25 protein-coding genes are annotated in these 24,560 nt (G+C 72.9%); 21 read left to right on the top strand and 4 right to left on the bottom strand.

Annotated features, from left to right (window positions below; translation table 11 throughout):
* Positions 1-3 precede the first annotated feature (3 nt).
* On the bottom strand, positions 4-729 hold the full coding sequence (locus DK427_RS17135; protein ID WP_109952315.1) for a PspA/IM30 family protein: 726 nt from the start codon (positions 727-729) through the stop codon (positions 4-6).
* A 159-nt stretch (positions 730-888) separates the two neighbouring features.
* Here DK427_RS17135 and DK427_RS17130 point away from each other — a divergent pair, with 159 nt between their 5' ends.
* The 8 genes from DK427_RS17130 (at position 889) to DK427_RS17095 (ending at position 9,182) form a co-directional block, all read left to right on the top strand.
* Positions 889-1,575, top strand: coding sequence for a TetR/AcrR family transcriptional regulator (locus tag DK427_RS17130; protein WP_109952314.1), 687 nt, complete (start codon positions 889-891; stop codon positions 1,573-1,575).
* Between the two features lie 174 nt (positions 1,576-1,749).
* The gene (locus DK427_RS17125) at positions 1,750-3,426 is read left to right on the top strand and encodes a methyl-accepting chemotaxis protein (RefSeq protein ID WP_109952313.1); all 1,677 of its coding nucleotides are present in this window, start codon (positions 1,750-1,752) and stop codon (positions 3,424-3,426) included.
* 536 nt (positions 3,427-3,962) lie between these two features.
* Positions 3,963-4,784 carry a guanitoxin biosynthesis heme-dependent pre-guanitoxin N-hydroxylase GntA gene (gene gntA, locus DK427_RS17120; RefSeq protein ID WP_109954233.1) on the top strand — a complete coding sequence of 274 codons (822 nt, stop codon included), beginning with the start codon at positions 3,963-3,965 and terminating at the stop codon, positions 4,782-4,784.
* Positions 4,781-5,725 (top strand): methyltransferase, encoded by a 945-nt coding sequence (locus tag DK427_RS17115; RefSeq protein WP_109952312.1) that lies wholly within the window; start codon positions 4,781-4,783, stop codon positions 5,723-5,725. Before gntA ends, DK427_RS17115 begins: the two co-directional genes overlap by 4 nt.
* A gap of 3 nt (positions 5,726-5,728) precedes the next feature.
* A complete protein-coding gene (locus DK427_RS17110; RefSeq protein WP_109952311.1) occupies positions 5,729-6,655 on the top strand; it encodes an L-histidine N(alpha)-methyltransferase in 927 nt (308 codons plus the stop codon).
* A 110-nt stretch (positions 6,656-6,765) separates the two neighbouring features.
* A complete protein-coding gene (locus DK427_RS17105) occupies positions 6,766-7,275 on the top strand; it encodes a ferritin-like domain-containing protein (RefSeq protein ID WP_109952310.1) in 510 nt (169 codons plus the stop codon).
* Entirely contained in the window at positions 7,272-8,306 is a 1,035-nt protein-coding gene (locus DK427_RS17100) for an SDR family oxidoreductase (protein ID WP_245930606.1), read from the top strand. The genes DK427_RS17105 and DK427_RS17100 overlap by 4 nt, the downstream gene beginning before the upstream one ends.
* Positions 8,307-9,182, top strand: a complete 876-nt coding sequence (locus DK427_RS17095; protein WP_109952309.1) for an alpha/beta fold hydrolase — start codon at positions 8,307-8,309, stop codon at positions 9,180-9,182.
* Between the two features lie 115 nt (positions 9,183-9,297).
* On the opposite strand, the gene hmpA is transcribed toward DK427_RS17095, so the two are convergent.
* Positions 9,298-10,527 carry an NO-inducible flavohemoprotein gene (gene hmpA, locus DK427_RS17090; RefSeq protein ID WP_109952308.1) on the bottom strand — a complete coding sequence of 410 codons (1,230 nt, stop codon included), beginning with the start codon at positions 10,525-10,527 and terminating at the stop codon, positions 9,298-9,300.
* 106 nt (positions 10,528-10,633) lie between these two features.
* Here hmpA and DK427_RS17085 point away from each other — a divergent pair, with 106 nt between their 5' ends.
* From DK427_RS17085 to DK427_RS17075, 3 genes are all read left to right on the top strand, one after another.
* On the top strand, positions 10,634-11,083 hold the full coding sequence (locus tag DK427_RS17085; protein ID WP_109952307.1) for an Rrf2 family transcriptional regulator: 450 nt from the start codon (positions 10,634-10,636) through the stop codon (positions 11,081-11,083).
* Between the two features lie 144 nt (positions 11,084-11,227).
* Complete coding sequence (xseA, locus tag DK427_RS17080; RefSeq protein ID WP_109952306.1) at positions 11,228-12,937, top strand: exodeoxyribonuclease VII large subunit; 1,710 nt, start codon at positions 11,228-11,230, stop codon at positions 12,935-12,937.
* 43 nt (positions 12,938-12,980) lie between these two features.
* Positions 12,981-13,169: a hypothetical protein gene (locus tag DK427_RS17075; RefSeq protein ID WP_109952305.1), complete on the top strand. Its 189-nt coding sequence runs from the start codon at positions 12,981-12,983 to the stop codon at positions 13,167-13,169.
* 13 nt (positions 13,170-13,182) lie between these two features.
* Here the strand turns inward: DK427_RS17075 and DK427_RS17070 are convergent, their stop codons facing one another.
* Positions 13,183-13,980, bottom strand: a complete 798-nt coding sequence (locus DK427_RS17070) for a GNAT family N-acetyltransferase (RefSeq protein WP_109952304.1) — start codon at positions 13,978-13,980, stop codon at positions 13,183-13,185.
* A 207-nt stretch (positions 13,981-14,187) separates the two neighbouring features.
* On the opposite strand from DK427_RS17070, the gene DK427_RS17065 reads away from it, so the two are divergent.
* On the top strand, positions 14,188-14,415 hold the full coding sequence (locus tag DK427_RS17065; protein WP_109952303.1) for a DUF4170 domain-containing protein: 228 nt from the start codon (positions 14,188-14,190) through the stop codon (positions 14,413-14,415).
* Between the two features lie 175 nt (positions 14,416-14,590).
* Positions 14,591-15,538, top strand: a complete 948-nt coding sequence (locus DK427_RS17060) for a ribose-phosphate pyrophosphokinase (protein WP_109952302.1) — start codon at positions 14,591-14,593, stop codon at positions 15,536-15,538.
* A 16-nt stretch (positions 15,539-15,554) separates the two neighbouring features.
* Here the strand turns inward: DK427_RS17060 and DK427_RS17055 are convergent, their stop codons facing one another.
* Complete coding sequence (locus DK427_RS17055) at positions 15,555-16,343, bottom strand: aldolase (protein WP_109952301.1); 789 nt, start codon at positions 16,341-16,343, stop codon at positions 15,555-15,557.
* Between the two features lie 314 nt (positions 16,344-16,657).
* On the opposite strand from DK427_RS17055, the gene DK427_RS17050 reads away from it, so the two are divergent.
* The 8 genes from DK427_RS17050 to trpB all read left to right on the top strand — a co-directional run bounded on the left by DK427_RS17050 (position 16,658) and on the right by trpB (position 24,480).
* Positions 16,658-17,371: a DUF1013 domain-containing protein gene (locus DK427_RS17050; RefSeq protein WP_109952300.1), complete on the top strand. Its 714-nt coding sequence runs from the start codon at positions 16,658-16,660 to the stop codon at positions 17,369-17,371.
* Positions 17,372-17,681: 310 nt separating this feature from the next.
* Positions 17,682-19,394, top strand: a complete 1,713-nt coding sequence (gene rpsA / locus DK427_RS17045) for a 30S ribosomal protein S1 (protein WP_109952299.1) — start codon at positions 17,682-17,684, stop codon at positions 19,392-19,394.
* Positions 19,395-19,851: 457 nt separating this feature from the next.
* On the top strand, positions 19,852-20,421 hold the full coding sequence (locus DK427_RS17040; protein ID WP_109952298.1) for a hypothetical protein: 570 nt from the start codon (positions 19,852-19,854) through the stop codon (positions 20,419-20,421).
* Between the two features lie 287 nt (positions 20,422-20,708).
* Positions 20,709-21,686: a signal peptide peptidase SppA gene (gene sppA / locus DK427_RS17035; RefSeq protein WP_109952297.1), complete on the top strand. Its 978-nt coding sequence runs from the start codon at positions 20,709-20,711 to the stop codon at positions 21,684-21,686.
* Between the two features lie 77 nt (positions 21,687-21,763).
* A complete protein-coding gene (locus DK427_RS17030; protein ID WP_109952296.1) occupies positions 21,764-22,072 on the top strand; it encodes an integration host factor subunit beta in 309 nt (102 codons plus the stop codon).
* A gap of 28 nt (positions 22,073-22,100) precedes the next feature.
* Complete coding sequence (locus DK427_RS17025; RefSeq protein ID WP_109952295.1) at positions 22,101-22,463, top strand: lipopolysaccharide assembly protein LapA domain-containing protein; 363 nt, start codon at positions 22,101-22,103, stop codon at positions 22,461-22,463.
* 22 nt (positions 22,464-22,485) lie between these two features.
* Positions 22,486-23,178, top strand: a complete 693-nt coding sequence (locus DK427_RS17020) for a phosphoribosylanthranilate isomerase (protein ID WP_109954231.1) — start codon at positions 22,486-22,488, stop codon at positions 23,176-23,178.
* Positions 23,179-23,238: 60 nt separating this feature from the next.
* Positions 23,239-24,480 (top strand): tryptophan synthase subunit beta, encoded by a 1,242-nt coding sequence (trpB, locus tag DK427_RS17015; RefSeq protein ID WP_109952294.1) that lies wholly within the window; start codon positions 23,239-23,241, stop codon positions 24,478-24,480.
* The last annotated feature ends 80 nt before the right edge of the window (positions 24,481-24,560 follow it).

Raw genomic sequence — 24,560 nt, 5'->3', positions numbered from 1 at the left:
GGGTCAGGCGGTCGCGGACACTGTTTCGGCGGCCGGCTCGGAGACCGGCTCGGCTGCGCGCCGGCGCAGGCGCTCCAGCACCGCGCCGCCGGTCGGCGTGCCCGCCGAGCCCGGGGCCGGACCGAAGCCCGCCCGCTCCAGGCGCGCGCCGATGTCCCGGCCGGGCTCGGCCTCGGCGAGCGCGGCCTCCGTGTCGGCGGCCTCGGCCTGGAGGGCGCCGAGGCGCGCCAGCGTCGCCTCGGCCTCGCGCAGGGTGGCGGCGTCCTGCCGGGCGGCGCCCGCGCCGAGGCGGCGGACCGCCTCCTGCGCGGCGGCGACGCGCCGGCCGCGCTCCAGCTCGGCCTGCCGCCGCGTCGCGTCGGCGACGCGGGCGCGGATGCGCCCGATCTCGGCCGCGAAGCGGGCCCGGGCCGCCTTCAGGGCGTCGCGCTCGGCCTCCAGGTCCGCGATCGAGGCGGCCGCCTCCGTCGCGAGGTCGTCGCGCCCGCCCCGGAGGGCTGCGACCGCCTGCGCCTCCAGCGCGGCGATGCGCGCCTCCGCTTCCTCCAGGCGGCGCGCCTCGGCGCGGTCGCCCGCCACCGCCGCGGCGAGCGCCTGCCGGCCCCGCTCCAGCCCGGCGCGGGTCTCGCGGATCTGCTGGTCCAGGATCAGCAGCGCGTTACGGTCGAAGATCTCCTCGGCGGCCCGCGCCGCCTGGCCACGCAACAGGGTCTCGAACAGCTTGAACATGGGATCGCTCCACTCCGTGAACGATGTTCACGAACCGATAGGTCGCACGGTTATGAACGATGTTCAGTGCGCTGCGGCACCTCCTGCGGCGCGCCCGCGCCGCGCAGGGACGCGGGCGTGAGCGGCGGCTCGGGCGGGGACCGACCCGAGGATCCGCGGATGGATCCGTCCGCGGACCGGCGCGGGGAGCGCCGCGCGGCCCTGCGGGAGGCGCTGATCGGCGCCGCCGAGCGCACGGTCGCGGAGCAGGGCCTCGCCGCCCTCCGGGCGCGGGACCTGGCGCGGGCGGCGGGCTGCGCGGTCGGGGCGATCTACACCGTCTTCCCGGATCTCGACGCCCTGGCGCTGGCGGTGAACCTGCGCACCCTGAACCTGTTCGACGCGGCCCTGGGGCCCGTGGACGCGCCGGCTCCCGACCGGCCGGCCGGAGGAGGGACTGTAGGAGCGACCGCTGACCCGCGCGCGGCCGCCGACGCGCTAGTGCGGCTCGGCCTCGCCTATCTGGCCTTCGCGCAGGCGCATCCGCTGCGCTGGGACGCGCTGTTCCGGCACCGCCCGCCGCCTGGCCAGCGGGCGCCGGACTGGTACGTGGCCGAGCAGGCGCGCCTGTTCAGCCGCATCGAGCGCCCCCTCGCCGCTCTCCGCCCCGACCTGCCGGAGCCGGAGCGCAGCCTGCTCGCCCGCAGCCTGTTCTCGGCCACCCACGGCATCGTCGCGCTGGGACTCGACGAGCAGCGCATGGCGCTGCCCGCCGCGACTCTGCGGGTGCAGCTCGAAACGCTCGTCCGGGCCATGGCCGCAGGTCTGATGTCGCAGAGGCCTGGAGAATTCACGTTCGGAGCGTGAGAGAGTCCGCAAGTTGAGACTTCAGGTAGGATCGGCGGAGCGGAATTAAAACGAGCATCGACAAAAAGAGGCTTCTCCGGCTTCTTGTCCGGGTAGCATGTGTTCGATGATCGTTAACCGTCTTTCATTAGAGGAGGATCGAGAGGCTTCGGGTGAACCGAGAAGGATATTTCGATGGGGCTCAATCTCAAGCAGTGGTTGGCCGGATTGTTCGGCTTGATGCTCGTCCTGGCGCTGGCGCAGGGCGGTCTGGCGCTCGTCAAGCTCGACGCGGTCGCGGCCCGCACCACGCTGCTGCTCGACGACACGATCCCGTCGGTGAATGCCGCGCACGGCATCAACGCCACGATCATCCGGACGCGGCTCTGGCAGTTTCGGTACGTCACGGCCGAGAGCGAGACCGAGCGGGCCGAGAGCTTGGCCAAGGCGGTCGCGTTCTCCGACGACCGGAACGGTCAGATCGAGGCCTACCGGGCGCGCGTCACCTCGGCCGCTGAGCAGAGGATCTACGACGACCTCCTGGCCAAGCTCGCCCTGATGAAGCCGGACTGGGACCGGCTGCGGGCCTTCCCGTCCGAGCGCCACGCGGAGGCGATGGCCTTCTTCCGGGGGCCGATGAACGCCAACTACCTCGCGGGCTCGGGTGCGGCGCGCGCGCTCGTCGACGTCAACCTCGCGGCCGCCAAGACGGCCGACGCGGAGGTCCGCGCCGAGCAGGCCTCGGCCACCCGCGCGACGGTGCTGATGCTCGGCGTCGCCGTGCTGATCGCGCTCGGCGCGATGGCCTTCTGCCTCCTCGGCGTGTCGCGGCCGATCGAGCGCATGACCGCGGCGATGCGGGCTCTCGCCGGCGGCGACACGGATTCGCAGATCCCCTACGGCGGGCGCGGCGACGAGATCGGTGCGATGGCGGGCGCCGTGCAGGTGTTCAAGGAGAATCTGATCCGCAGCCGCCAGCTGGAGGCGGAGACGGCGCTCGCCCGCGCCTCGGCGGAAGAGCAGCGCAAGGCCGGCATGCGCCAGATGGCGGACGGCTTCGAGCAGGCGGTCGGCGGCATCGTCGGCACGGTCTCCGCAGCGGCGGGCCAGCTGCAGGCCACCGCCCAGGGCATGAGTGCCACCGCGGACGAGACCGCCGCCCAATCCACCGGCGTGGCGGCCGCCGCCACCCAGGCGGCCCAGAACGTCAACACGGTGGCGGCCGCCGCCGAGGAGCTGGGCTCGTCGGTGGCCGAGATCGGCCGGCAGGTCTCGGGGTCGGCGAGCCTCGCCCAGGCGGCGGTGGCCGAGGCCGCCGCCACGGCCGGCCTCGTGCAGGATCTGGCGCAGGCGGCCAGCCGCATCGGCGACGTCGTGGCGCTGATCTCGCAGATCGCGGGCCAGACCAATCTCCTGGCCTTGAACGCGACGATCGAGGCGGCGCGGGCCGGCGAGGCGGGGCGCGGCTTCGCGGTGGTGGCCGCCGAGGTCAAGGAACTCGCCAACCAGACCGCGCGCGCCACCGAGGAGATCACCAGCCAGATCGGCCGGATCCAGGGCTCGACGGATCAGGCGGTGGGCGCCATCGGCGGGATCGGTGCGCGCATCCGCGAGATCTCGGACGTCGCCAACGCGATCGCGGCCGCCGTGGAGGAGCAGGGCGCGGCGACGCAGGAGATCGTGCGCAACGTCGCCCAGGCGTCGGCCGGCACCGGCGAGGTGACCACGAACATCGCGGGCGTGGCGGGCGCGGCCGAGGAGACCGGGGCTGCGGCGGCGCAGGTGTTGGCCTCGGCCTCGGACCTCTCGCGCCAGTCCGAACATCTCTCGGCGGAGGTGCGGCGCTTCCTCTCCACCGTGCGCGCCGCCTGAGACGCGTTCCGCGCGAGCGCTTCGGATGCGGGTCCGGCCCGCTCCTCCCCGAGCGCAGGGAGGGGCGGCGGGGCTGTGCATGGGGCAGGGGTCGCGTCCTGCGCCACCCCCGTGCGGGATCTGCGACCCCCTGGAGGTCCCTGCCCCGCAGGCGCGTGCGCGCTCCGGGTCAGCATATGGATCGAGCGGAAGCGGGCCGGACCGATGCGTTGCCGTTCTTGTCGGGCCGGAACGCTGTCCCGCTTCCAGATCTTCCTAACATAAATCAGGTGCGCGGCTGTAATTCCTCAAGTGCGGAAAGCATTTGTCGCATCGGACGCCGTCAATCGTTCGGAACCATCCTGTGCGGCTTCGGTTCTCTGCCCAGATCGACACCGCATGAGCGGGCGCTCGACCTCTCCATGTCCGATCTGGACTGAGCCGTAATTGCCGGGCGCAGCCGCGCGGTCGCGCCCGTGCGACAGCCACAGGTGCCCATGCAACAGGTAGCCGCCCCGCCACAGGTTCCTCAGCGTCCCGGATTCCCTCAGTCCTCCCTGCGCCTTCCCGCGGACGATGCCGGCCATCCCCTGGCCGAGCGCTTCCGCGCCTTCATCCGCAACCCGCCCTTCCCCTGCGTCGGAGCCAAGTCCGCCCTCACCCGCGGGCGCCTGCGCATCGCGGTCGCGCGCGACATCACGGACGGCGGCGGCGACGCGCGGCTCTACGCGGCGCTGCTCGCCTTCATCGGCCGCTACAAGGCGCGCGCGGACCTGTTCCAGAGCTTCGCGGTGGTGTTCGAGGGCCCGCACGACCTCTCGGAGGAGGCGTTCGAGGCCGCGCTCTGGGCCCGTGCCCAGGCGCTCGCCGACCAGGATTGCCGCATCGGCCACGCCGCCGACCCGCGCGTCGCCGACGATCCGGAGGACCCGCACTTCTCCCTGAGCCTCGCGGGCGAGGCCTTCTTCATCGTCGGCCTGCACCCGCGGGCGAGCCGGCTCGCCCGCCGCTTCGAGGCGCCGGTCCTCGTCTTCAACCTGCACGACCAGTTCGAGCGCCTGCGGGCGGAAGGGCGCTACGAGCGCCTGCGCGAGACGATCCTGGCCCGCGACGCCGACCTGGCGGGCTCCGTCAACCCGATGCTCGCCCGCCACGGCGAGCGCTCGGAGGCGGTGCAGTACAGCGGGCGCGCGGTGCCGGCCGACTGGGCCTGCCCGTTCCGGCGCGGCAGCCCGGAGCCCGGCGCCGACTGGGCGGCGGTGGCCCGGGATCTCCGCGCGGGCGCCTTCGACGCGCGCCGCCTCGACGGGGCCGCCCCGGATGCGGCCGCCAGGACGGACGCCGAGACGGACAGCGACACGAACGGAGAGAAGCCGTGAGCGCGCTCTGGACCTCGGACGACGCCCTCGTGGCCCTGGCGGAGGCCCTGCGCGCCCGGGACTACGCCTTCACCACGGTGACGCCCGCGACCCACGCGCATGTCGCCCGCCGCATGGGCGACGCGCCCGCCCGGTCGCTGCGCGACGTGTTCGGCTGGAGCCGGCCCTTCGCGGAGGATCTCGTGCCGCCGGACCTCTTCCGGCTGATGCGCGAGGCCGGGATCCTCGTGCCGGCGGGCGAGCTCTGGCGCGCCACGATCCGCCTGTCGAGCCTCGACGGCGAGCTGTTCGTGCACGCGGCCTACCCGCCGACCGCCCAGGACGCCGTGTTCTTCGGGCCCGACACCATGCGCTTCGTGGCGTCCGTGACCCAGTATCTCGCGGGGCGCGAGGCGCCGGTGCGGCGGGCGGTCGATATCGGCTGCGGCAGCGGGGCGGCGGGCATCGCGGTCGCCAAGCGCGCGCCCGGGGCCGAGGTTCTGCTCGTGGACATCAACCCGAACGCGCTCGCAGCCGCGGCGCTCAACGCCCGGCTCGCGGGCGTCACCGGCACGGTGCCGGTATCGAGCGACCTCCTCTCGGGTACCGAGGGCCGCTTCGACCTCGTGGTCTCGAACCCGCCCTTCATGCTCGACGCGCAAGGGCGCACCTACCGGCACGGCGGGGGCGCGTTCGGCGAGGGCCTGTCGCTCGCCGTGGTCGAGGCCGCGGCCGCGCGCCTCAACCCGCGCGGCGCCCTGGTGCTGTTCACGGGCTCCGTCATCGTCGAGGGCGAGGACCCGTTCCGCGAGGCGGCGCTGACGGCCTGCGCCCGCGCCGGCCTCTCAGCCCATTACCGGGAATACGACCCGGACGCCTACGGCGAGGAACTGGCGGACCCGATCTACGCCCGGGCCGACCGCATCGCGCTCGCCGTCCTCGTCGCGACCCGGGAGGCCTGAGCGATGGCGGACGCGCCCCGCGAGGCCTTCGCCGAGGCGGTGCGCGCGGGCCTTTCCGCCCGGCCCCGCACCCTGCCCGGCACCTGGCTCTGGGACGAGGCCGGCTCGGTCCTGTTCGACCGGATCTGCGACAGCCCCGACTACCACCCGACCGGCCGCGAGACCGCGCTGCTGCCGGCGGTGGCCGCCGAGGTCGCCGGGCTCGTCGGCCCCGGCGCCAGCGTGGTCGAGTACGGCAGCGGCGCGAGCCGCAAGGTCCGCACCCTCCTCGACGCCCTCGACCGCCCGGCCCGCTACCTCGCCCTCGACATCTCCCGCGACTACCTCGAGGCCTCCGTGGCCCGGCTTGCGCCGGACTATCCGGCGGTCGCCATGACCCCGGTCTGCGCCGATTACGGCGGCCCGGTGCGCCTGCCGGTCCGGCTCGACGACGGGCCGGTCCTCGGCTTCTTCCCGGGCACCAGCATCGGCAATTTCGCGCCCGAAGCGGCGCAGGGCCTCCTCGCCCGCATCCGCGACACGCTCGGGCCCTCCCGCCTCCTCGTCGGGGTCGATCCTACCCGGGACGAGGCCCGGCTGCGCCGCAGCTACGGCGGTCCCCTGATGGCGGCCTTCCACCGCAACATCCTGGTGCGGATGCGGCGCGAACTCGGCGCGGCGCTCGATCCCGAAGGCTTCGCGCACGCCGTGCGGATCGAGCCCGATCCGTTCCGCGTCGAGGCGCATCTGGTCGCGCGCGGGGCGCAGGCGATCCGGCTCGACGGGGACGCGTTCCCCTTCGCCGACGGCGAGAGCGTCCGCACCGACACCTCGCACAAGTACCCGCCCGACGCCTTCCGGGCGCTGGCCGAGCGGGCCGGCTGGCTGCCGGAGCGGGTCTGGCTCGACCCGGAGGGGCTGTTCAGCCTGCACCTGCTCCGGACCGAATGACGCAACCCTTCCGTGCATCGTTCCGGAAACTTGGCCGCACCGCGGCGCGCTGATGTCCGGACGGTCCTTCAGTGCCGCCCGCCGGCACGCCATCCGAGGAGACGATTCCGATGACTCTCGACACCCGCGCGATCTACGTGACGGCCCTCAAGAACACCCACGCCCTGGAGATGCAGGCGCTGCAGATCATGGAGCGGCAGATCGAGCGGCTGGAGCGCTACCCCGAGATGGCCGACGCGCTGCGCCGCCACGTCGAGGAGACCCACGGCCAGCGCCAGCGCCTGGAGGAGGCTCTGGGCAGCCTCTCCGAGAGCCCCTCGACCATCAAGGAGGGCATCCTCGGCTTCGTCGGCAACATGATGGCGCTCGGCCACACCCCGGCCCAGGACGAGATTCTGAAGAACACCTACGCCAACCACGCCTTCGAGAACTTCGAGATCGCGGCCTACACCTCGCTCTTGACCATCGCGGACGCCGCCGGCCAGGGCGCGCACAACACCGGCTTCCAGCAGTCGCTGCGCGAGGAGCAGGCGATGGCCCAGCGGGTGAACGAGCTGATCAAGCCGACGACCCTGCGCTACATCGAGCTGACCACCGCGGGCGAGAAGGCCGACCGGTGAGCGGAGCCGGGGGGAGCGGCCGCCGGCCGCCGCTGGCGCGACAGGTCGTCGTCGTCACCGGCGCGTCGAGCGGCATCGGGCTGGCCACCGCCCGGATGGCGGCGGCGCGGGGCGCGCGGGTGGTGCTCGCCGCCCGCAGCGCCGACGCGCTCGCCGAGATCCGCGCCGGGATCGAGGCCGACGGGGGGCAGGCCATCGACGTGCCGGCCGATGTCGGCGCCCGCGCGGACGTGGAGCGGATCGCCGCCCGCGCGGTCGAGGCCTTCGGCGGCTTCGACACCTGGGTCAACGTGGCGGGCCTGACGATCTACGGGCCGCTCGGGCAGATCAGCGACGCCGACCACGAGCGCCTGCTGCGCACCAACCTCTGGGGCACGGTGCTGGGCTCGCTGGTGGCCGTCGACCATTTTCGCAGCCGCGGCGGCGGCGGGCTGATCAATCTCGGCAGCGTCGCCTCCGACCTGCCCTTCCCGTTCCAGGGCATGTACGTGGCGAGCAAGCACGCGGTGAAGGGCTTCACCGACGCGCTGCGCATGGAGCTGCTGCAGGAGGGTCTGCCGGTCGCCGTCACCCTGGTGAAGCCGGCCTCCGTCGATACCCCCCTGCCCCAGCGCGCCCGCAACTACATGGAGCGCGAGCCGACGCTGCCGCCGCCGGTCTACGCGCCGGAGGTGGTGGCCCGCGCGATCCTGCACGCCGCGGTCCACCCGCAGCGGGACATCTATATCGGCGGCGCCGCCAAGCTGATGGTCGCCACCAAGGAGTTCGCGCCGGGCGCCTTCGACTACCTCGCCCCGGCGATCACCGCCTTCCAGAAGCGGTCGCGGCCGCCCGAGCACCCGGAGGGCGCCCTGCACGCCCCCGTCCGGGCCGGGGATGTGCGCGGCGGCCAGGGCGCCTTGGTGCTGAACTCCAGCGCCTACACGCGGGCGAGCCTGCACCCGCTGGCGCTGACCGGCCTCGCCGCCGCGGGGCTCGCTCTCGGCGCCGCGACGCTGCTCGGGCCCCGTCCGCGGCGGCGGCGGCTCTGAATGGCGGCCGATCCCGCGCCGACGCCCGACCCGTTCGACGGCCCCGCCCCGCGCCGCTTCCTCGACCTGCCGGGCTTTCCCCGCATCGCATACACGGAGACCGGGGCCGGGCCTCCGCTCGTCCTCGTCCACGGCGCCCTGGTGACGCTCGACGACATGTGGCTCGGGCCGATGGCCGCCCTCGCCCGGCACTTCCGGGTCGTGGCGATCGACCGGCCCGGGCACGGCGAGAGCGGGCAAGGGCGGCTCACGGACGCCTCGCTCTGGCGGCAGGCCGACCTCGTGCTGGCGCTGGCCGACGCGCTCGGGCTGGAGCGCCCGGTCGTGGCCGGGCACTCCTTCGGCGGGGCGGTGGCGCTCGCCTGCGGCCTCGCGGCGCCCGAGCGGATCCGCGGCGTCGTGGCCGTGTCGCCGATCGCCTTCCCGGAGCCCCGGCTGGAGCAGGTGCTGTTCGGGCCGCGCGCCGTGCCGGTGGTGGGACCGCCGCTCTCGCGGGGGCTCGCCCCGACGGACGCGCTGCTGCTGCCGCTCCTGTGGCGGGCGATGTTCCTGCCCCGCGCCATGCCGGAGGCCTTCGCGCGCCGCTTCCCGTTCGAACTCGCGGGCCGGCCCGACCGCCTCGTCGCGGACGGCGAGAACGCCAACCTGCTCTGGGTCGACCTCGCCCGCAGCGCGGCGCTCTACCCGCTCTGCCGGGCGCCGGTGCATATCCTGTCCGGCAGCGGCGACATCGTCACCAACCAGACCCTGCACGGGCGCGGCGCCGCCCTGCTGATCCCAGGCGCCCGTCTGCACTGGCTGCGGGGTGAGGGCCACATGCTCCACCATGTCCGACAGGACGCGGTGGTGGAGGCGGCCCTGGCGCTCTCTGGCTGATGTCCCGGAGCCCCGGGATTGGCTTCTCCGACCCGGCAAAGCCGGGACGGAGAAGCCAAATGCAGGGTTCCACCCTGCACCCGCGAAAGGCCTCAGGCCTTTCGAAACCGGGACTTCAGGCCGCCTCCAGCTCTGGCGCCGCCAGTTCGTCCGCGGGGCCGAAGAACTCGTAGCGGATCCGCTCCGCCGGCACGCCGCGGGCGGCGAGTCCGTGGGTCAGGGTGGCCAGGAAGGGCTTGGGGCCGCACAGGTAGAAGGTCGCCCCCGCGGGCGCGGCCTCCACGAGCCAGCCGGCCGTGATCCGCCCCCGGTGCGCGTCCGGCCCGAGCGGCGCGTCGACCGCCAGATCCTCGTAGAAGGTCGCGAGCGTGAGGCCCGGTGTCCGCTCGGCCAGCACCCGCATCTCCGCCGCGAAGGCGTGGCTGCCGCGGCTCTGGGTGCCGTGCGCCCAGAGGACCGGACGGTCGGGATTCCCGGCGGCCAGCGTCTCGGCCATGCTGAGCAGCGGGGTCAGGCCGACGCCGCCGCTCGCCAGCACCACCGGGCCCTCGCCCTCCAGCACGAACTCGCCCGCCGGCGCCGCCACCTCCAGCACCGTGCCGGGACCCGCATGGTCGTGCAGCCAGTTCGAGACGAGACCCTCGGGCAGGCCCGGCCGGCTCTCGCGCTTCACGCTGATCCGGTAAGCCCGCGCGTTCGGCGCGCAGGAGATCGAGTAGTTCCGCTTCAGCACCGGCCCGCCGGAGAGCGCGACGCGGAAGCCCAGATACTGTCCCGGCCGGTGGGGCATCACCGACCCGCCATCTGCCGGCACCAGCCAGAACGAGCGCACGGCCTCGCTCTCGTCCCGCAGGGATTCCACCCGGAAGGCGCGCCATCCGGTCCAGCCGCCCGGTGCCGCCGCGTGCGCCCGGTAGAGCGCCGCCTCGCGCCCGATCAGGATCTCGGCCAGGAACCAGTAGGCCTCGCCCCAGGCGGCGCAGATCTCGGGCGTCGCCGCCTCGCCCAGCACGTCGCGGATCGCCGCCAGCAGCGCGTCGGCCACGTGCGGATAGTGCTCGGGCAGGATGTTGAGCGCGACGTGCTTCTGGGCGATGCGCTCGACCGCGCCGCCGAGCGCGCCGAGATCGTCGATGTGGCGCGCGTAGGCCAGCACCGCCTGGGCGAGCGCCTTCGGCTGCGAGCCGGTCTCGCCGTGGTGGGACTGGTTGAACAGGTCGCGGATCTCGGGATTCTCGAACAGGCGCTCGTACATGCGGCGGGTGATGGCAAGGCCGTGGGCCTCGAGGGCCGGCACGGTGGCCTTGATCAGCGCGACGGTGGCGGGGTTGAGCGGTTCGGGCATGGTCGCCTCAGAAGGTGTATTGGCGATGCACCTTTATAGCCTACAACCTTTGGTCGCAAGACAAAGGTGTAGCGATGATGTACCTTTTCGGCGCCCGGATCCCTGCATGCGCCTGACCCGCTACACCGACTACGCCCTGCGCACCCTGATCTATCTCGGACTGAACGAGCCGCGGCAGAGCTCGATCGGCGAGATCGCGCGCGCCTACGGCATCTCGGAGAACCACCTGACCAAGGTGGTGCACCAGCTCGGCCGGCTCGGGCTGGTTCGCACCATCCGGGGTCGGGGCGGCGGTCTGCGGCTGGCGCTCGACCCCGCCGAGATCGTGGTCGGCGCGGTGGTGCGCCAGACCGAGGAGGACTTGGCGCTGGTGGAGTGCTTCGCGGGCGGCGCCTGCGCCATCACGCCCTCCTGCCGGCTGCGGCGGGTGCTGGGCGAGGCGCTGGCGGCCTTCCTCGCTGTGCTCGACCGCTACACCCTGGCCGACCTCCTGGGCGACGGCGACGGGGCGGCGGTCGCGCTGATGCTCGGGCTCGCGCCGCCTGAGCCGGCCTAGGGGAGCGTCACTCGCTCTCTCCCGCAGAGCTGAGGGAGAGTGACGGCCCCATCGTGTCCCCCGCGCCCCGCCCCACCCGAAAGCGGTGGCCCCGCCCTGCCCCGGGCTCGACCGGCCCGGCGCCAGGGACTAGCCTCCGGCCCCATGCCCCTCGTGCCCCCGCCCCCGCGCGCCGCCCAGCGCCCGCCGGAACCCGCCGCCACCGACGTGCCCTCCGCACGAGTGCTGGCCGCGAACCAGCCCGAATGGTCGGTCGGCGACCTCGCGGCGGCGCTCAAGCGCACCCTGGAGGACGCCTTCGGCCACGTGCGCCTGCGCGGTGAGATCTCGGGCTATCGCGGCCAGCACGGCTCGGGCCACGCCTACTTCTCCCTGAAGGACGGGCAGGCACGCATCGACGCGGTGGTCTGGAAGGGCGTGTTCGGGCGCCTGCGCCAGAAGCCGCAGGAGGGGCTGGAGGTGGTCGCCACCGGGCGCATCACGACATTTGCCGGCAAATCTTCGTACCAGATCGTGGTCGAGAGCCTGGAGCCGGCCGGTCTCGGCGCCTGGATGGCGCTGCTCGAGGAGCGCAAGCGGGCTCTCGCCGCGGAAGGGCTGTTCGATCCCGCGCACAAGAAGCCCATCCCCTACCTGCCCCGCGTCGTCGGCGTCGTCACCTCGCCGACCGGCGCGGTGATCCGCGACATCCTGCACCGTCTGGAGGACCGCTTCCCCCGCCCCGTCCTGGTCTGGCCGGTGCGGGTGCAGGGCGAGGGCGCGGCGGAAGAGGTCGCGGCCGCGATCCGCGGCTTCAACGCCCTGGCGCCCGGCGGCCCGATCCCGCGGCCCGACGTGCTGATCGTCGCCCGCGGCGGCGGCTCGATCGAGGACCTCTGGTCCTTCAACGAGGAGTGCGTGGTCCGCGCCGCCCACGAGAGCCGGATCCCTCTGATCTCGGCGGTGGGCCACGAGACCGACACCACGCTGATCGACTACGTCTCCGACCGCCGCGCGCCGACGCCCACGGGCGCGGCCGAGATGGCGGTGCCGGTGCGCGCCGAACTCGTCGCGACCGTGCACGACCTCGGCGGGCGCAACCACGGTGCGGTGCTGCGCCGGCTGGACCGCGACCGCGCGGACCTCCGGGCGGCGGCCCGGGCGATTCCCCCCGCTGACGCCTTCCTAGCGGGCAAGCGCCAGCGCCTCGACCTCGCCGAGGCCCGCCTCGCGCCGGCCCTTGCCGCGGGCGCGCGCGGCCATCGCCAGCGCCTGCAGGCGCTGCTCGACCGGCTCGCCCGCCGCTCGCCCGACGTGGCGCTCGCCAACGCCCGCGCGCGCCTCGCCCGCATCGACCACCGGCCCCGGACGGCCGTGCGCAACGACCTCCTGCGCAAGGGCGAGCATCTCGGCCAGCTCGGCCGCCGCCTCGTCGTCGCCCGCGAGGCCACGATCGAGCGGGCCCGGGCGCTGGAGGCACGCCGGGCGGACCGGCTCGCCGCGGTTCTGGCCCGGCTGCATCAGGCTGGCGCCCGCACGGTCGAGCGCCGCCGCGACCGGCTCGCCGCGCTGGGCGGCCTCCTCGGCTCTCTGAGCTACCGGGCCGTGCTGGAGCGCGGCTACGTGCTGGTGCGCGACGCGGACGGCACGCCCGTGCGCCGCGCCGCGGACGCCGCCCGCGCGCCCGGCCTCAGCCTGCAATTCGCGGACGGCACGGTGCGGGCGCGGCCGGAGGGCGCGGAGGCCGAGCCCCCTGCCTCGCCCTCTGCCCTGCCCGAGTCCGACAAGGTCGCGCGCCGCGCGCCGCGCCGGGCCGCAACCCGCAGCAAGCCCGCCGAGCCGGAGGCGCGGCAGGCCTCGCTGTTCGAGGCGTGAAGGCCGTAACGGCGGATTCACCGGCGCCCGTCAGACTGGGCCCATGACCACCGTCGCCGCCCAGGCCACCCAGATGCTCGCCGCCGCCTTCTCCCAGCAGATGGGGGTGGCGGTGGCGCGCCAGCAGATCACGGCCGATCGCGCGGTGGACGAACTGGTCGCGGGCGCGATCCAGCCCGCCGCGCCCCCTGCCCCGCCCGGCCAGGGCCGGGTCGTCGACACGCGCGTCTAGCCCGCCACGACCCTCACGCCGTCCTCCGGCTGCCCGCTTCGGATCCCGAGTCGGCCTCCGGCGCGCGTCGGTAATGGTAGCGCGACACCTCCCGGTCGAAGCCGAGTCCCGCGTAGAGCGCCCGGGCCGGCGCGTTATCGGCCACCACCTGGAGGCAGGCGGCGGTCGCACCCCGGGACCGGCCCCAGCGCATCAGCGCCGACACGACGCGCCGGCTGTAGCCCCGCCCGCGGCACGCCTCTTCTGTGGCCACCGACTCGATCACCACCAGATCCCCGTCGAGCACGCCGTAGGCCTGCGCGGCGATCGCCCCGTCGATGCACAAGGTCGCACAGGCGCGCGGCAGCAGGATCGCGCCGTGCATCGCCCGGTAGGCGCGCTCCGCCTCCGGATCGGACCGGTTGACTGCGGCGCGGAAGGCCAGCCACGCCGCGTCCGGCGCCTCGGCGAGGCTGACCCGATCCTCGCTCGCGCCAAGCTCCGCGAGATCCCCCGCGAGGTCGGCCACGAGCGTCAGCGAGGCGCCCTCGGCGGCGTAGCCCTGGCGGGCCAGCGCCGGGTCGAGTTCCGGCGCGAGCGAGACGATCCGGAACAGGGCCAGCCGGCCCAGCCCGCGGAAGACCGCCTCGCAGGCCGCGACCGCCGCCTCCGGGCCCGCGCGGGGGCCGCGCAGCGGGTTCACCGCGTTCGTCCGCCGGGTCGGGCCGCCGGCCGCCCGCAGCAGCCAGCCGCCGAGATGCGCCTCGCGCGGCGCCGGCCAAGCGTTGCGGCAGGCCTCCTCGACCCGCCAGGCCAGATCCGTCCCGTCCATCCGCATCTCCTCCTGGCCTGCCCTCCCCGCCCGCACCGTGAACGTCCCGTTGCCCAAGCCCGCATCCGGGCCGGGCCGCCGCGGCCCCGACACCGCCTTCGGGGTTGACGCGCCTGCCGCGGTTTGCGACCGCCTGCCGCGGCACGCCTCATGCCTCACGCCGCCCGCGGCGGGGTGCCCCGGGTGCTGCCGCAGGCAGGAGGCCGCATGACCACCACGATCGACAGCGACCAGAAGCTCCACCTCGTCTTCGGCGGCGAGTTGTCGGATCTCGAAGGCGTCCGCTTCCGGGATATCAAGGGCCTCGACATCGTCGGCATCTTCCCCGACTACGCCTCCGCCCAGGCTGCCTGGAAGGCCAAGGCCCAGGCGACCGTCGACAGCGCGCAGACGCGCTACTTCATCGTCCACCTGCACCGTCTGCTGGAGCCGTAGGCGCGCCCCATGCGCCTGGCGCATGGAGTGCATGAAACCATTGTGACGACAGCACGCCGCTGGTAAGAGCCCCGCCGGTCCGGCCGGGGCTCGCGCCCGTCGGTGAACATCGTGTCGGGTATTCGCGAGATGCATCCCGCAGGGATGCGCGGTGAGGGCAAGTGGGGCTGCACGCATGACGTCCTCGATCAAGATCATCGCCGGCAACGCGAGCCGGCCCTTGGCCGAGGCGATCGCCGCCTATCTCGAATTGCCGCTGGCCAAGTGCATGGTGCGGCGCTTCGCCGACATGGAGATCTTCGTCGAGCTGCAGGAGAACGTGCGCGGCGAGGACGTCTTCATCGTCCAATCGACCGCCTTCCCGGCGAACGACCACCTGATGGAGCTGCTGATCATGATCGACGCCGCGCGCCGGTCCTCGGCCCGGCGCATCACGGCGGTGATCCCCTATTTCGGCTACGCCCGTCAGGACCGGCGCACCTCGGGCCGCACGCCGATCTCGGCCAAGCTCGTGGCGAACCTGATCACCCGGGCCGGCGCCGACCGCGTGCTGACCCTCGACCTCCACGCCGGCCAGATCCAGGGCTTCTTCGACATCCCGACCGACAACCTCTTCGCCGCGCCCGTGATGGTGCGCGACATCAAGGAGCGGGGCGGCTCGACCCAGGACCGCATGGTGGTCTCGCCGGATGTCGGCGGCGTGGTGCGGGCGCGCGCCATCGCCAAGCGCATCGACGCGCCGCTCGCCATCGTGGACAAGCGCCGCGAGCGGCCCGGCGAGTCGGAGGTGATGAACATCATCGGCGACGTCGAGGGGCGCTCCTGCATCCTCGTGGACGACATCGTCGATTCGGGCGGCACGCTGGTGAACGCCGCCGAGGCGCTGCTCAACGCCGGCGCCAAGGACGTCTCGGCCTACATCACGCACGGGGTGCTCTCGGGCGGCGCGGTCTCGCGCATCGCCGCCTCGCGGATGAAGGAACTCGTCATCACCGACTCGATCCAGCCGACGCAAGCCGTCAAGCTCGCCCGCAACATCCGCGTGGTGACGATCGCCCCGCTGCTCGGCGAGGCGATCGGGCGCACGGCGACCGAGTCGAGCGTGTCGAGCCTGTTCGACTGAGATCCGGGGGATCCCCCTACCCCGAGAAATCCGGCTCCTCGCGGGCGAGGCGCCGCCGGATGCTCTCCAGGTGCAGCCGCGCGCTCTCGGGGTCGCCCTCGCGCATCTGCGCGGCGGTGCGGGCGGCGATGTCGGCCGGCACTGGCACCAGCGGTCGCCCGCTGCCCATCGCCTTCAGCTGCACCTCGGCGGCGCGCTCCAGGTAGTACAGGTCGTCCCAGGCCTCGGCGACGGTCGGGCCGGTGACGATCACCCCGTGGTTGCGCAGGAACACCACGTCCGCCTCGCCCAGCGTCGCGGCGATGCGGTCGCCCTCGCTGTCGTCCAGGGCGAGGCCGTTATAGGCGTCGTCCACCGCCACCCGGCCGTAGAACTTCAGCGCGGTCTGGCCGGCGAAGGCCAGCGGCTGCCCGGCGATCATGCTGAGGGCGGTGGCGTTCGGCATGTGGGTGTGGAAGGCGGCCCGCGCCCGCGGCAGGCGGGCGTGCAGCCGGGCGTGGATGAAGAAGGCGGTGGCCTCCGGCTGTCCCTCGCCCTCCAGCACGTGCCCGTCCAGGGAGCAGACGAGCAGGTCCGAGGCGCGGATCTCCGCGAAGGCGAGGCCGTAGGGGTTGACCACGAACAGGTCGTCGCGCCCCGGCACCACGGCCGAGAAGTGGTTGCAGATCCCCTCCTCCAGCCCGTAACGGGCGGCCATCCGGAAGCAGGCGGCGAGGTCGGTGCGAGTCCGCGCCAGCCCGGCCCGGTCGATCCCGTCGAGGCCGGGACGGGCGGAGGCGCCGACCGCGCGCAGTTCGTGAGCCACTGCGATGTCTCCTCAGATCGTTGCCCCGGCACACGGCGGATGCGCGCGCTGTCCGTGCGGCACGAAGGTAAACGCAGGAAACAGCCCCGCGCGGCGCCGCGCAAGCGGCCGGTCCGATACCGGCGCCGACGATCGTGAGCCGGCCGCGAATCGCCGACGCACGACGATTGCGCCGCCCCGGCTCCCCGCCTATAGTGCGGGCATTCCCCAATTTGTGGCGTGAGACGGGACGTCCGGACAAGTCGAGCCGGAGCCCGCGGACCGGTGCCCTCTTTTCCGGGCCGTTCCCGCGCCCGTGAACGTGGAGCCGCCCGATGTCCCAGGGTCCGCTGATGCCCAAAGCCACCGCCGTGTGGCTGGTCGAGAACACCTCGCTCGCCTTCGAGCAGATCGCCGATTTCTGCAAGCTGCACCCGCTCGAGGTGAAGGGCATCGCCGACGGCGAGGTCGCGGCCGGCATCAAGGGGCTCGACCCGATCACCACGGGCCAGCTCACCCGCGACGAGATCGAGAAGGCGCAGAAGTCGCCGCACTACAAGCTCAAGCAGGCGGTCTCCAAGGTGAAGCTGCCGGAGGTGAAGCGCACCACCAAGGGCCCGCGCTACACCCCCCTGTCGCGCCGCCAGGACCGTCCGAACGCCATCCTCTGGCTGGTGCGCAACCATCCCGAGCTGAAGGACGCGCAGATCATCCGGCTGGTGGGCACCACCAAGTCTACCATCCAGCAGATCCGCGAGCGCACCCACTGGAATTCGGCCTCGCTCCAGCCGATGGACCCGGTGACGCTGGGCCTATGCACCCAGATCGACCTCGACTTCGAGGTGCAGCGCGCTGCCGCCGACCGTCCGGCCCACGTCCAGGCGGATGCCGGCGCCTCGCTGCTGCCGGCCGAGGTCTCGACCGCGCAGGCCTACGAGGCCGAGGACGACCACCGCCCCGGCCGCGGCGACGAGCGCCTCGACGCCGATTCGGTCTTCGCCAAACTCAAGGGCCGGCGCAGCGAGGACGAGGACGACGAGGCGTACTGACAGGCGCGCTGGCCCGCGCCGGACGCGTCCCCCCGGAGGGGGCGGGTTTATCCGTCGCGATTGTCTCCGGAATCCTTTTGCTGTATGGAGCGCGCGTCCTTTCGGTAGGATTGCGCGCTTCGTCTTTTCTGCGTGCCCTCCGCCAAGAGCCGGCAGGACCGCCCTCGGACAGCGCATCACTGCGTCGGCAAGCCGCTCCGGCAAGGATCGGTCGCCCCTCCCGCCATCCCGGGAGCGGCCGCGGTGGACGGGGACGCATCGCAACACGAGCCGCCGACGCCGGGCCCCGCGCGGGTCCTCAGGAGACAGAATGACCGCTGGTACCGCCCTGCAGCAGAACGCCTATCGCGACGACTTCGCGGCGCTGCTCGAGGAGAGCTTCCTCCAACACGAGATCACCGAGGGGTCCGTCGTCAAGGGTCGCGTCGTCGCGATCGAGAAGGACGTGGCCGTCATCGACATCGGCGCCAAGACCGAGGGCCGCGTCGCCCTGAAGGAGTTCACCGGCCCCGGCCGCGAGGGCGAGCTCAAGGTCGGCGACGAGGTCGAGGTCTACGTCGACCGCATCGAGAACGCGCTCGGCGAGGCCGTCATCTCGCGCGACAAGGCCCGCCGCGAGGAATCGTGGGTCAAGCTTGAGAAGGCCTTCGAGGCCAACGAGCGCGTCACCGGCACGATCTTCAACCAGGTCAAGGGCGGCTACACCGTCGACCTCGACGGCGCCGTGGCGTTCCTGCCGCGCTCCCAGGTCGACATCCGCCCGGTGCGCGACGTGACCCCGCTGCTGGGCACCCCCCAGCCCTTCCAGATCCTCAAGATGGATCGCCGCCGCGGCAACATCGTCGTGTCGCGCCGCACCGTGCTCGAGGAGAGCCGCGCCGAGCAGCGCTCGGAGCTGGTGGCCAACCTTGAGGAAGGTCAGGTCATCGACGGCGTCGTCAAGAACATCACCGAGTACGGCGCCTTCGTCGATCTCGGCGGCATCGACGGCCTGCTGCACGTCACCGACATGGCGTGGCGCCGCGTGAACCACCCGTCCGAGGTCGTGCAGATCGGCCAGACGGTGAAGGTCAAGATCATCAAGATCAACCACGAGACGCACCGCATCTCGCTCGGCATCAAGCAGCTGCTCGCGGATCCGTGGGAGGGCATCCAGGCCCGCTACCCGGTCGACGCCAAGCTCAAGGGCCGGGTCACCAACATCACCGACTACGGCGCCTTCGTGGAGCTGGAGCCGGGGATCGAGGGCCTGATCCACGTCTCCGAGATGAGCTGGACCAAGAAGAACGTCCACCCGGGCAAGATCGTCTCCACCTCCCAGGAGGTCGAGGTTCAGATCCTGGAGGTCGATCCGGTCAAGCGCCGCATCTCGCTGGGCCTGAAGCAGACCCTGCAGAACCCCTGGGAGGCCTTCTCCGAGAAGCACCCGGTCGGTTCCGAGGTCGAGGGCGAGGTCAAGAACAAGACCGAGTTCGGCCTGTTCATCGGCCTCGAGGGCGACGTCGACGGCATGGTCCACCTGTCGGATCTCGACTGGAACCGTCCCGGCGAGCAGGTCATCGAGGAGTACAAGAAGGGCGACATGGTGCGCGCCCAGGTTCTCGACGTCGATGTCGAGAAGGAGCGCATCTCGCTGGGCGTGAAGCAGCTCGGCGGCGACCCCTTCGCCGAGGCCGGCGAGATCAAGAAGGGTCAGATCGTCACCTGCGAGGTGGTCGAGGTGAAGGATTCGGGCGTCGAGGTGAAGATCGCCGACACCGACATGCAGACCTTCGTCCGCCGCGCCGAGCTCGCCCGCGACCGCGGCGACCAGCGTCCCGAGCGGTTCGCCCCCGGCGAGAAGTTCGACGCCCGCGTCGTGCAGTTCGACCGCAAGGCCCGCCGCGTGCAGGTCTCGATCAAGGCCCTGGAGATGGCCGAGGAGAAGGAGGCGATGGCCCAGTTCGGCTCCGCCGATTCGGGCGCCTCCCTCGGCGACATCCTGGGCGCCGCCTTCAACAAGAAGCGCTCCGACGACGAGTGAGCCGAGAGGCTCCGCCGCCCGTGCGGGCGGCGGCATCTCGCACGCGAAGCCCGTCCGGGATCCGTCCCGGGCGGGCTTCGCCGTTTCGGGGGCGGATCACGCCGCGGGCCGGGATCATCGTTTCGGATGCGCCGCCCGAGGCAGGTGGCGTGAACCGCGCCGCGCCCCGTCTCCCGCTCGGGCTACCGTACGCACGCTTCTTCCGAACGGGGCACGGGTCCCCTCTCCCGTGCGAGAGAGGGAGCGCGGTGCGGTTCCGGCCCGATCCAAACCACGACTTGCCCGTCGGTGAGCCGCCGATGGCGGAGGAACGCGCCGCGCTCAGCAAGCTCGATACGGCCTGACAGCGCCGGTTAACCTGACTTTCGCATCTCCCTGGCCAGATGCCGGCTGCGGCGGAGCGGGTCTTTCAAGTTTCCCGGCCGCCGATCCCGACCGAGCGGGCGGAAACAGGGTCATGAGAGCCGTCAGCGCGATGCGCGACTTTGCCATCGCCACCCTGCGGGAAGTCGGCGCGGCGCGGCCAGCCGACGCGGCCGGCACCGTGAGGTCGCCCGACCTCGTCGCCATCGCCAGCGCTGCCGGCCAGCGGGACGGCGGCCTTCCGGTCGACAAGCAGGCTCGGGCCAAGATCACCGAGGCGATGTTCAGCGTGAACACCGTCAACCTGACCAAGGTCAAGACGAAGCTGTTCGAGCGGCTGGGCGAGCTTCTGAACGTCCGTCAGGAGAGCTTCGACACGGCGGAGGCGTACGGGCGCGCACTCAAGCAGAAGTTGGCCGAGATCCGGCGCGAGCCCGGAAGCGAGGCGTTTCTTGCCAAGATCGAGAAGGAACTCGGCCTGGACAAGCTCAAGATCACGCTCGACGAACTGACCGATGCCATCGTCGACCCTGACGGCGAGGCCGGGCGGAAGCTCGATGCGGCCATCGAGAAGCAGTACGGCAAGGCGATCACATCCGCACGGGACGCGGACACTCCCCGCACCCTGGTCATGAGCAGCATCGGCACCTACCGGCCGCGATAGCCCCCGGCCGCCAGCCCCTACCCGGCCGCCACACCGGGCGATCCGCGCGCGCCGCCCGGCTGGAACGATGGTCCGGGGCGCCCGTGCACGCCCGGGGTCCGGGCCGCCATCGATCCGGCAATCTCAGTCAACCCTCTGGACCCAACCAAAGTTTGGGTGCAAACCGGCGCCGCTTGTGACAGCTTGGAGCCATCGGCGCCCCGGCCATGTGGTCGGGCTCGGGCGCGATCCAAGCAAGAAACGGAAGCCGGCCCGCGGGCCGGACGCGCGAGGGAGAGCACCATCGCATGGCCGCCGACGCCGAACTCCTGATCGACCGCCGGCGCCTGCGCCGCAAGCTCTCGCTCTGGCGGGTGCTGGGCATCGGCGGCCTCGTGGTCGCGGTCGGCGCCGTCGGCCTGCGCGCCCGCTCCGGCAGCGAGGGGCTCGGGTTCGGCGCGGTGCGCCCGCAGATCGCCCGCGTCTCGGTCTCGGGCTTCATCGCCGGCAGCGAGGCCACCGCCAAGCTGCTGAAGCGGGTGGGCGAGGCCTCGGCCGTGCAGGGCGTGGTCGTCTCGATCAACTCGCCGGGCGGCTCGACCACGGGCTCGGAGGAGCTCTACCGCAACCTGCGCCAGCTCGCCGAGAAGAAACCGGTCGTGGCCTTCGTGGATGGCACCGCGGCGTCGGGCGCCTACATCACGGCGCTGGCCGCCGACCACATCGTGGCGCGCGAGACCTCCCTCGTCGGCTCGATCGGTGTGCTGTTCCAGTACCCCGAGGTGTCGGGGCTGCTCGACAAGGTCGGCGTGAAGGTCGAGGCCATCAAGTCCTCGCCGCTCAAGGCCGAGCCCTCCGGCTTCGCGCCGACCTCGCCCGAGGCGCGCGCGGCTCTGGCCTCCGTGGTCGGCGACACCTACGCCTGGTTCAAGGGGCTGGTGGCCGAGCGCCGCAAGATGAGCGACCAGCAGCTCGCCGCCGTCTCGGACGGGCGCGTGTTCAGCGGGCGCCAGAGCATCCCGCTGAAGCTCGTGGACGAGCTCGGCAGCGAGCGGCAGGCGGTCGCATGGCTGGAGAGCGAGCGCAAGGTCGCCAAGAACCTGCCGGTGACGGACTGGAAGCCGCGCTCGGAGTCGGATTTCGGCCTGTGGTCGGCGCTTGGCACCGGCGCGAACCTCCTCGGTCTCGACGGCCTCTCGGCGCGCCTGCGCGGGCTGGAGACCGAGACGCGGGCACTGACCGAGGGCGGCCTGCTCGTCCTCTGGCGCCCCGCCGGCACGCCCTGAGCCGAGCCGCCCCGAGCCAAAGGCTTCCCGAGTCCGGCCGCCCACGCCCCTCGCTCCTTCGAGAAGACCGCCCCACGATGATCAAGTCGGAGCTCGTCCTCAGAATCGCCGAGCGCAATCCCCATCTCTACCAGCGGGACGTCGAGATCCTGGTCAACGCGATCCTCGACACGATCGCCGACGCGCTCGCCCGCGGCGACCGGGTGGAGCTGCGCGGCTTCGGCGCCTTCTCGGTGAAGCGGCGGGAGGCGCGCAAGGGGCGCAACCCGCGCACGGGCGCGGCCGTTGCCGTGTCCGAGAAGGCCATCCCCGTGTTCAAGACCGGCAAGGAGATGCGCCAGCGCCTCAACGCCGCCGGCATCGGCGACGGCCCGGCGGCCGAGTGAGCCGGATTCCTCCGGTCTGGAGAAGACGATGATCCGTTTCCTGAAAGGTCTGGTGCTGCTGCCGATCGCCGTTCTGGTGATCCTGTTCGCGGTGGCCAACCGCGAGCCGGTGCGGCTCTCCTTCGACCCGTTCTCGCAGGTGCCGGCCTTCAGCGCGAGCGTGCCGCTCTACGCGGTGCTCTTCGCCGCGGTCGCGGTCGGCATCGTGGTCGGCGGCATCTTCGCCTGGCTCGGCCAGGGCAATGTCCGCCGCACCGCCCGTCGCCGCGGGCGCGAGGTCCGGCGCCTGGAGGGCGAGACCGCGCGCCTGCGCGCCTACGCGCCCGAGCCCGTCGCGCCCGCTCCGGCGGGCGGCCTGCCCGTCCGCACCGCCCTCCCCGCCCCGCGCTGAGCGCGGTCCAGCACCGGAGCCTCTGGTGAGCGTGCGCGTCAAGATCTGCGGGCTCTCGACCGGCGACACGCTGGCGGCGGCGCTCGACGCGGGCGCCGACCTCGTGGGCTTCGTGCATTTCCCGGCAAGCCCGCGCCATCTCGGCTGGGCGGAGGCGCGCGCGCTCGCCGCCGCGGTGCGCGGCCGGGCCGAGCGCGTGGTGCTGCTGGTCGATCCCGACGACGCCACCGTGGCGGCGGCGCTCGAGAGCGTCGCGCCCGACCTGATCCAGCTCCACGGGCGCGAGAGCCCGGAGCGGGTCGCGGCGATCCGCGCGATGAGCGGGCGCCCCGTCATGAAGGCGCTCGGCATCGCGGAGGCCGCCGACCTCGCGCGCGTGGCCGACTACGCCGCGGCCGACCGCCTGCTCCTCGACGCCAAGCCGCCGCGGGGTGCGGCGCTGCCCGGCGGCAACGGGCTCGCCTTCGACTGGTCGCTCCTCGCCGGCCGCCCCCTGCCCCGGGGCTGGATGCTCTCCGGGGGCCTGCGCCCCGGCACGGTCGCCGAGGCGCTCGCCCGCACGGGGGCCACGGCCGTCGACGTCTCCTCCGGGGTCGAGACCGTGCCCGGCGCGAAGGATCCGGCCCTGATCGCGGCCTTCGTGGCGGCGGTGCGGGCCGGTGCCGCGCTCGGAGAAGCGGCGGGCGGCTTGGCGTCCGCGCCCCGAGGGGTCTAAAGCAGGCGCAAACGGGCACACGCCCGACCCAAGCGCCTGATCCCTGCCGAGGACCGCCCCGTGACCGTCGCACCCGCCCCGAACTCCTTCCGCACCGGCCCCGACGAGCGCGGGCGCTTCGGCATCTTCGGCGGCCGCTTCGTCGCCGAGACCCTGATGCCGCTGATCCTGGACCTCGAGAAGGCCTACACGGCGGCGAAGGCCGACCCGCAATTCCGGGCGGACATGGAATCCTACGGCACGCACTATATTGGCCGGCCGAGCCCGCTCTACTACGCCGAGCGGCTGACCGAGCACTTGCGGGCGCAGGCGCCCGCGGGCCGGGGCGCGAAGATCTACTTCAAGCGCGAGGAGCTGAACCATACCGGCTCGCACAAGGTGAACAACGTGCTGGGCCAGATCCTGCTGGCCCGCCGCATGGGCAAGCCGCGCATCATCGCCGAGACGGGCGCGGGCCAGCACGGGGTGGCCACCGCGACGCTCTGCGCGCGCTTCGGCCTCAAATGCGTGGTCTACATGGGCGCGGTCGACGTGGCGCGCCAGGCGCCGAACGTCTTCCGCATGAAGATGCTGGGCGCCGAGGTGGTGCCGGTGGAATCCGGCACCAGGACCCTCAAGGACGCGATGAACGAGGCGCTGCGCGACTGGGTCACGAACGTCGCCGACACCTTCTACTGCATCGGCACGGTGGCGGGCCCTCACCCCTACCCGGCGATGGTGCGCGACTTCCAGTCGGTGATCGGCATCGAGACCAAGCAGCAGATGCTGGCGCTGGAGGGGCGGCTGCCCGACTCGCTCGTGGCCTGCATCGGCGGCGGCTCGAACGCGATGGGCCTGTTCCACCCCTTCCTCGACGACCGCGAGGTCGAGATCTTCGGGGTCGAGGCGGCCGGCCACGGCGTCGGCAGCGGCCTGCACGCGGCCTCGCTCACGGGCGGAAAGCCGGGCGTGCTCCACGGCAACCGCACCTACCTGCTGATGGACGGCGACGGCCAGATCGCCGACGCGCACTCGATCTCGGCGGGCCTCGACTATCCGGGCATCGGCCCCGAGCACGCCTGGCTGCACGAGATGGGCCGCGTCACCTACCTGTCGGCCACCGACGCGGAGACGCTGGAGGCGTTCAAGCTCTGCTCGATGCTGGAGGGCATCATCCCGGCGCTGGAGCCCGCCCACGCGCTGTCCAAGATCCTCGAACTGGCCCCGCAGCGCCCGGCCGATCACCTGATGGTGCTGAATCTCTCGGGCCGGGGCGACAAGGATATCCCGCAGGTGGCCGAAATCTTCGGCACGAAGCTCTGAGCACGCAGGGCGGGCGTCGAGGGCGTTGACACCGCGGCGTCCCTCTTTCTATATCCAGCCACCGACGCGGCGGCCCGGAC

The sequence above is a fragment of the Methylobacterium radiodurans genome, from assembly GCF_003173735.1.
Taxonomy (GTDB): Bacteria; Pseudomonadota; Alphaproteobacteria; order Rhizobiales; family Beijerinckiaceae; genus Methylobacterium; species Methylobacterium radiodurans.
This window is presented reverse-complemented; position numbering and strand designations above follow the sequence as displayed.

Coding starts and splice junctions, on each gene's coding strand:
- DK427_RS17135 (WP_109952315.1), bottom strand. CDS start 729: ATGTTCAAGCTGTTCGAGACCCTGTTGCGTGGCCAGGCGGCGCGGGCC.
- DK427_RS17130 (WP_109952314.1), top strand. CDS start 889: ATGGATCCGTCCGCGGACCGGCGCGGGGAGCGCCGCGCGGCCCTGCGG.
- DK427_RS17125 (WP_109952313.1), top strand. CDS start 1,750: ATGGGGCTCAATCTCAAGCAGTGGTTGGCCGGATTGTTCGGCTTGATG.
- DK427_RS17110 (WP_109952311.1), top strand. CDS start 5,729: ATGGCGGACGCGCCCCGCGAGGCCTTCGCCGAGGCGGTGCGCGCGGGC.
- DK427_RS17105 (WP_109952310.1), top strand. CDS start 6,766: ATGACTCTCGACACCCGCGCGATCTACGTGACGGCCCTCAAGAACACC.
- DK427_RS17095 (WP_109952309.1), top strand. CDS start 8,307: ATGGCGGCCGATCCCGCGCCGACGCCCGACCCGTTCGACGGCCCCGCC.
- hmpA (WP_109952308.1), bottom strand. CDS start 10,527: ATGCCCGAACCGCTCAACCCCGCCACCGTCGCGCTGATCAAGGCCACC.
- DK427_RS17085 (WP_109952307.1), top strand. CDS start 10,634: ATGCGCCTGACCCGCTACACCGACTACGCCCTGCGCACCCTGATCTAT.
- xseA (WP_109952306.1), top strand. CDS start 11,228: ATGCCCCTCGTGCCCCCGCCCCCGCGCGCCGCCCAGCGCCCGCCGGAA.
- DK427_RS17075 (WP_109952305.1), top strand. CDS start 12,981: ATGACCACCGTCGCCGCCCAGGCCACCCAGATGCTCGCCGCCGCCTTC.
- DK427_RS17070 (WP_109952304.1), bottom strand. CDS start 13,980: ATGGACGGGACGGATCTGGCCTGGCGGGTCGAGGAGGCCTGCCGCAAC.
- DK427_RS17065 (WP_109952303.1), top strand. CDS start 14,188: ATGACCACCACGATCGACAGCGACCAGAAGCTCCACCTCGTCTTCGGC.
- DK427_RS17060 (WP_109952302.1), top strand. CDS start 14,591: ATGACGTCCTCGATCAAGATCATCGCCGGCAACGCGAGCCGGCCCTTG.
- DK427_RS17050 (WP_109952300.1), top strand. CDS start 16,658: ATGTCCCAGGGTCCGCTGATGCCCAAAGCCACCGCCGTGTGGCTGGTC.
- rpsA (WP_109952299.1), top strand. CDS start 17,682: ATGACCGCTGGTACCGCCCTGCAGCAGAACGCCTATCGCGACGACTTC.
- DK427_RS17040 (WP_109952298.1), top strand. CDS start 19,852: ATGAGAGCCGTCAGCGCGATGCGCGACTTTGCCATCGCCACCCTGCGG.
- sppA (WP_109952297.1), top strand. CDS start 20,709: ATGGCCGCCGACGCCGAACTCCTGATCGACCGCCGGCGCCTGCGCCGC.
- DK427_RS17030 (WP_109952296.1), top strand. CDS start 21,764: ATGATCAAGTCGGAGCTCGTCCTCAGAATCGCCGAGCGCAATCCCCAT.
- DK427_RS17025 (WP_109952295.1), top strand. CDS start 22,101: ATGATCCGTTTCCTGAAAGGTCTGGTGCTGCTGCCGATCGCCGTTCTG.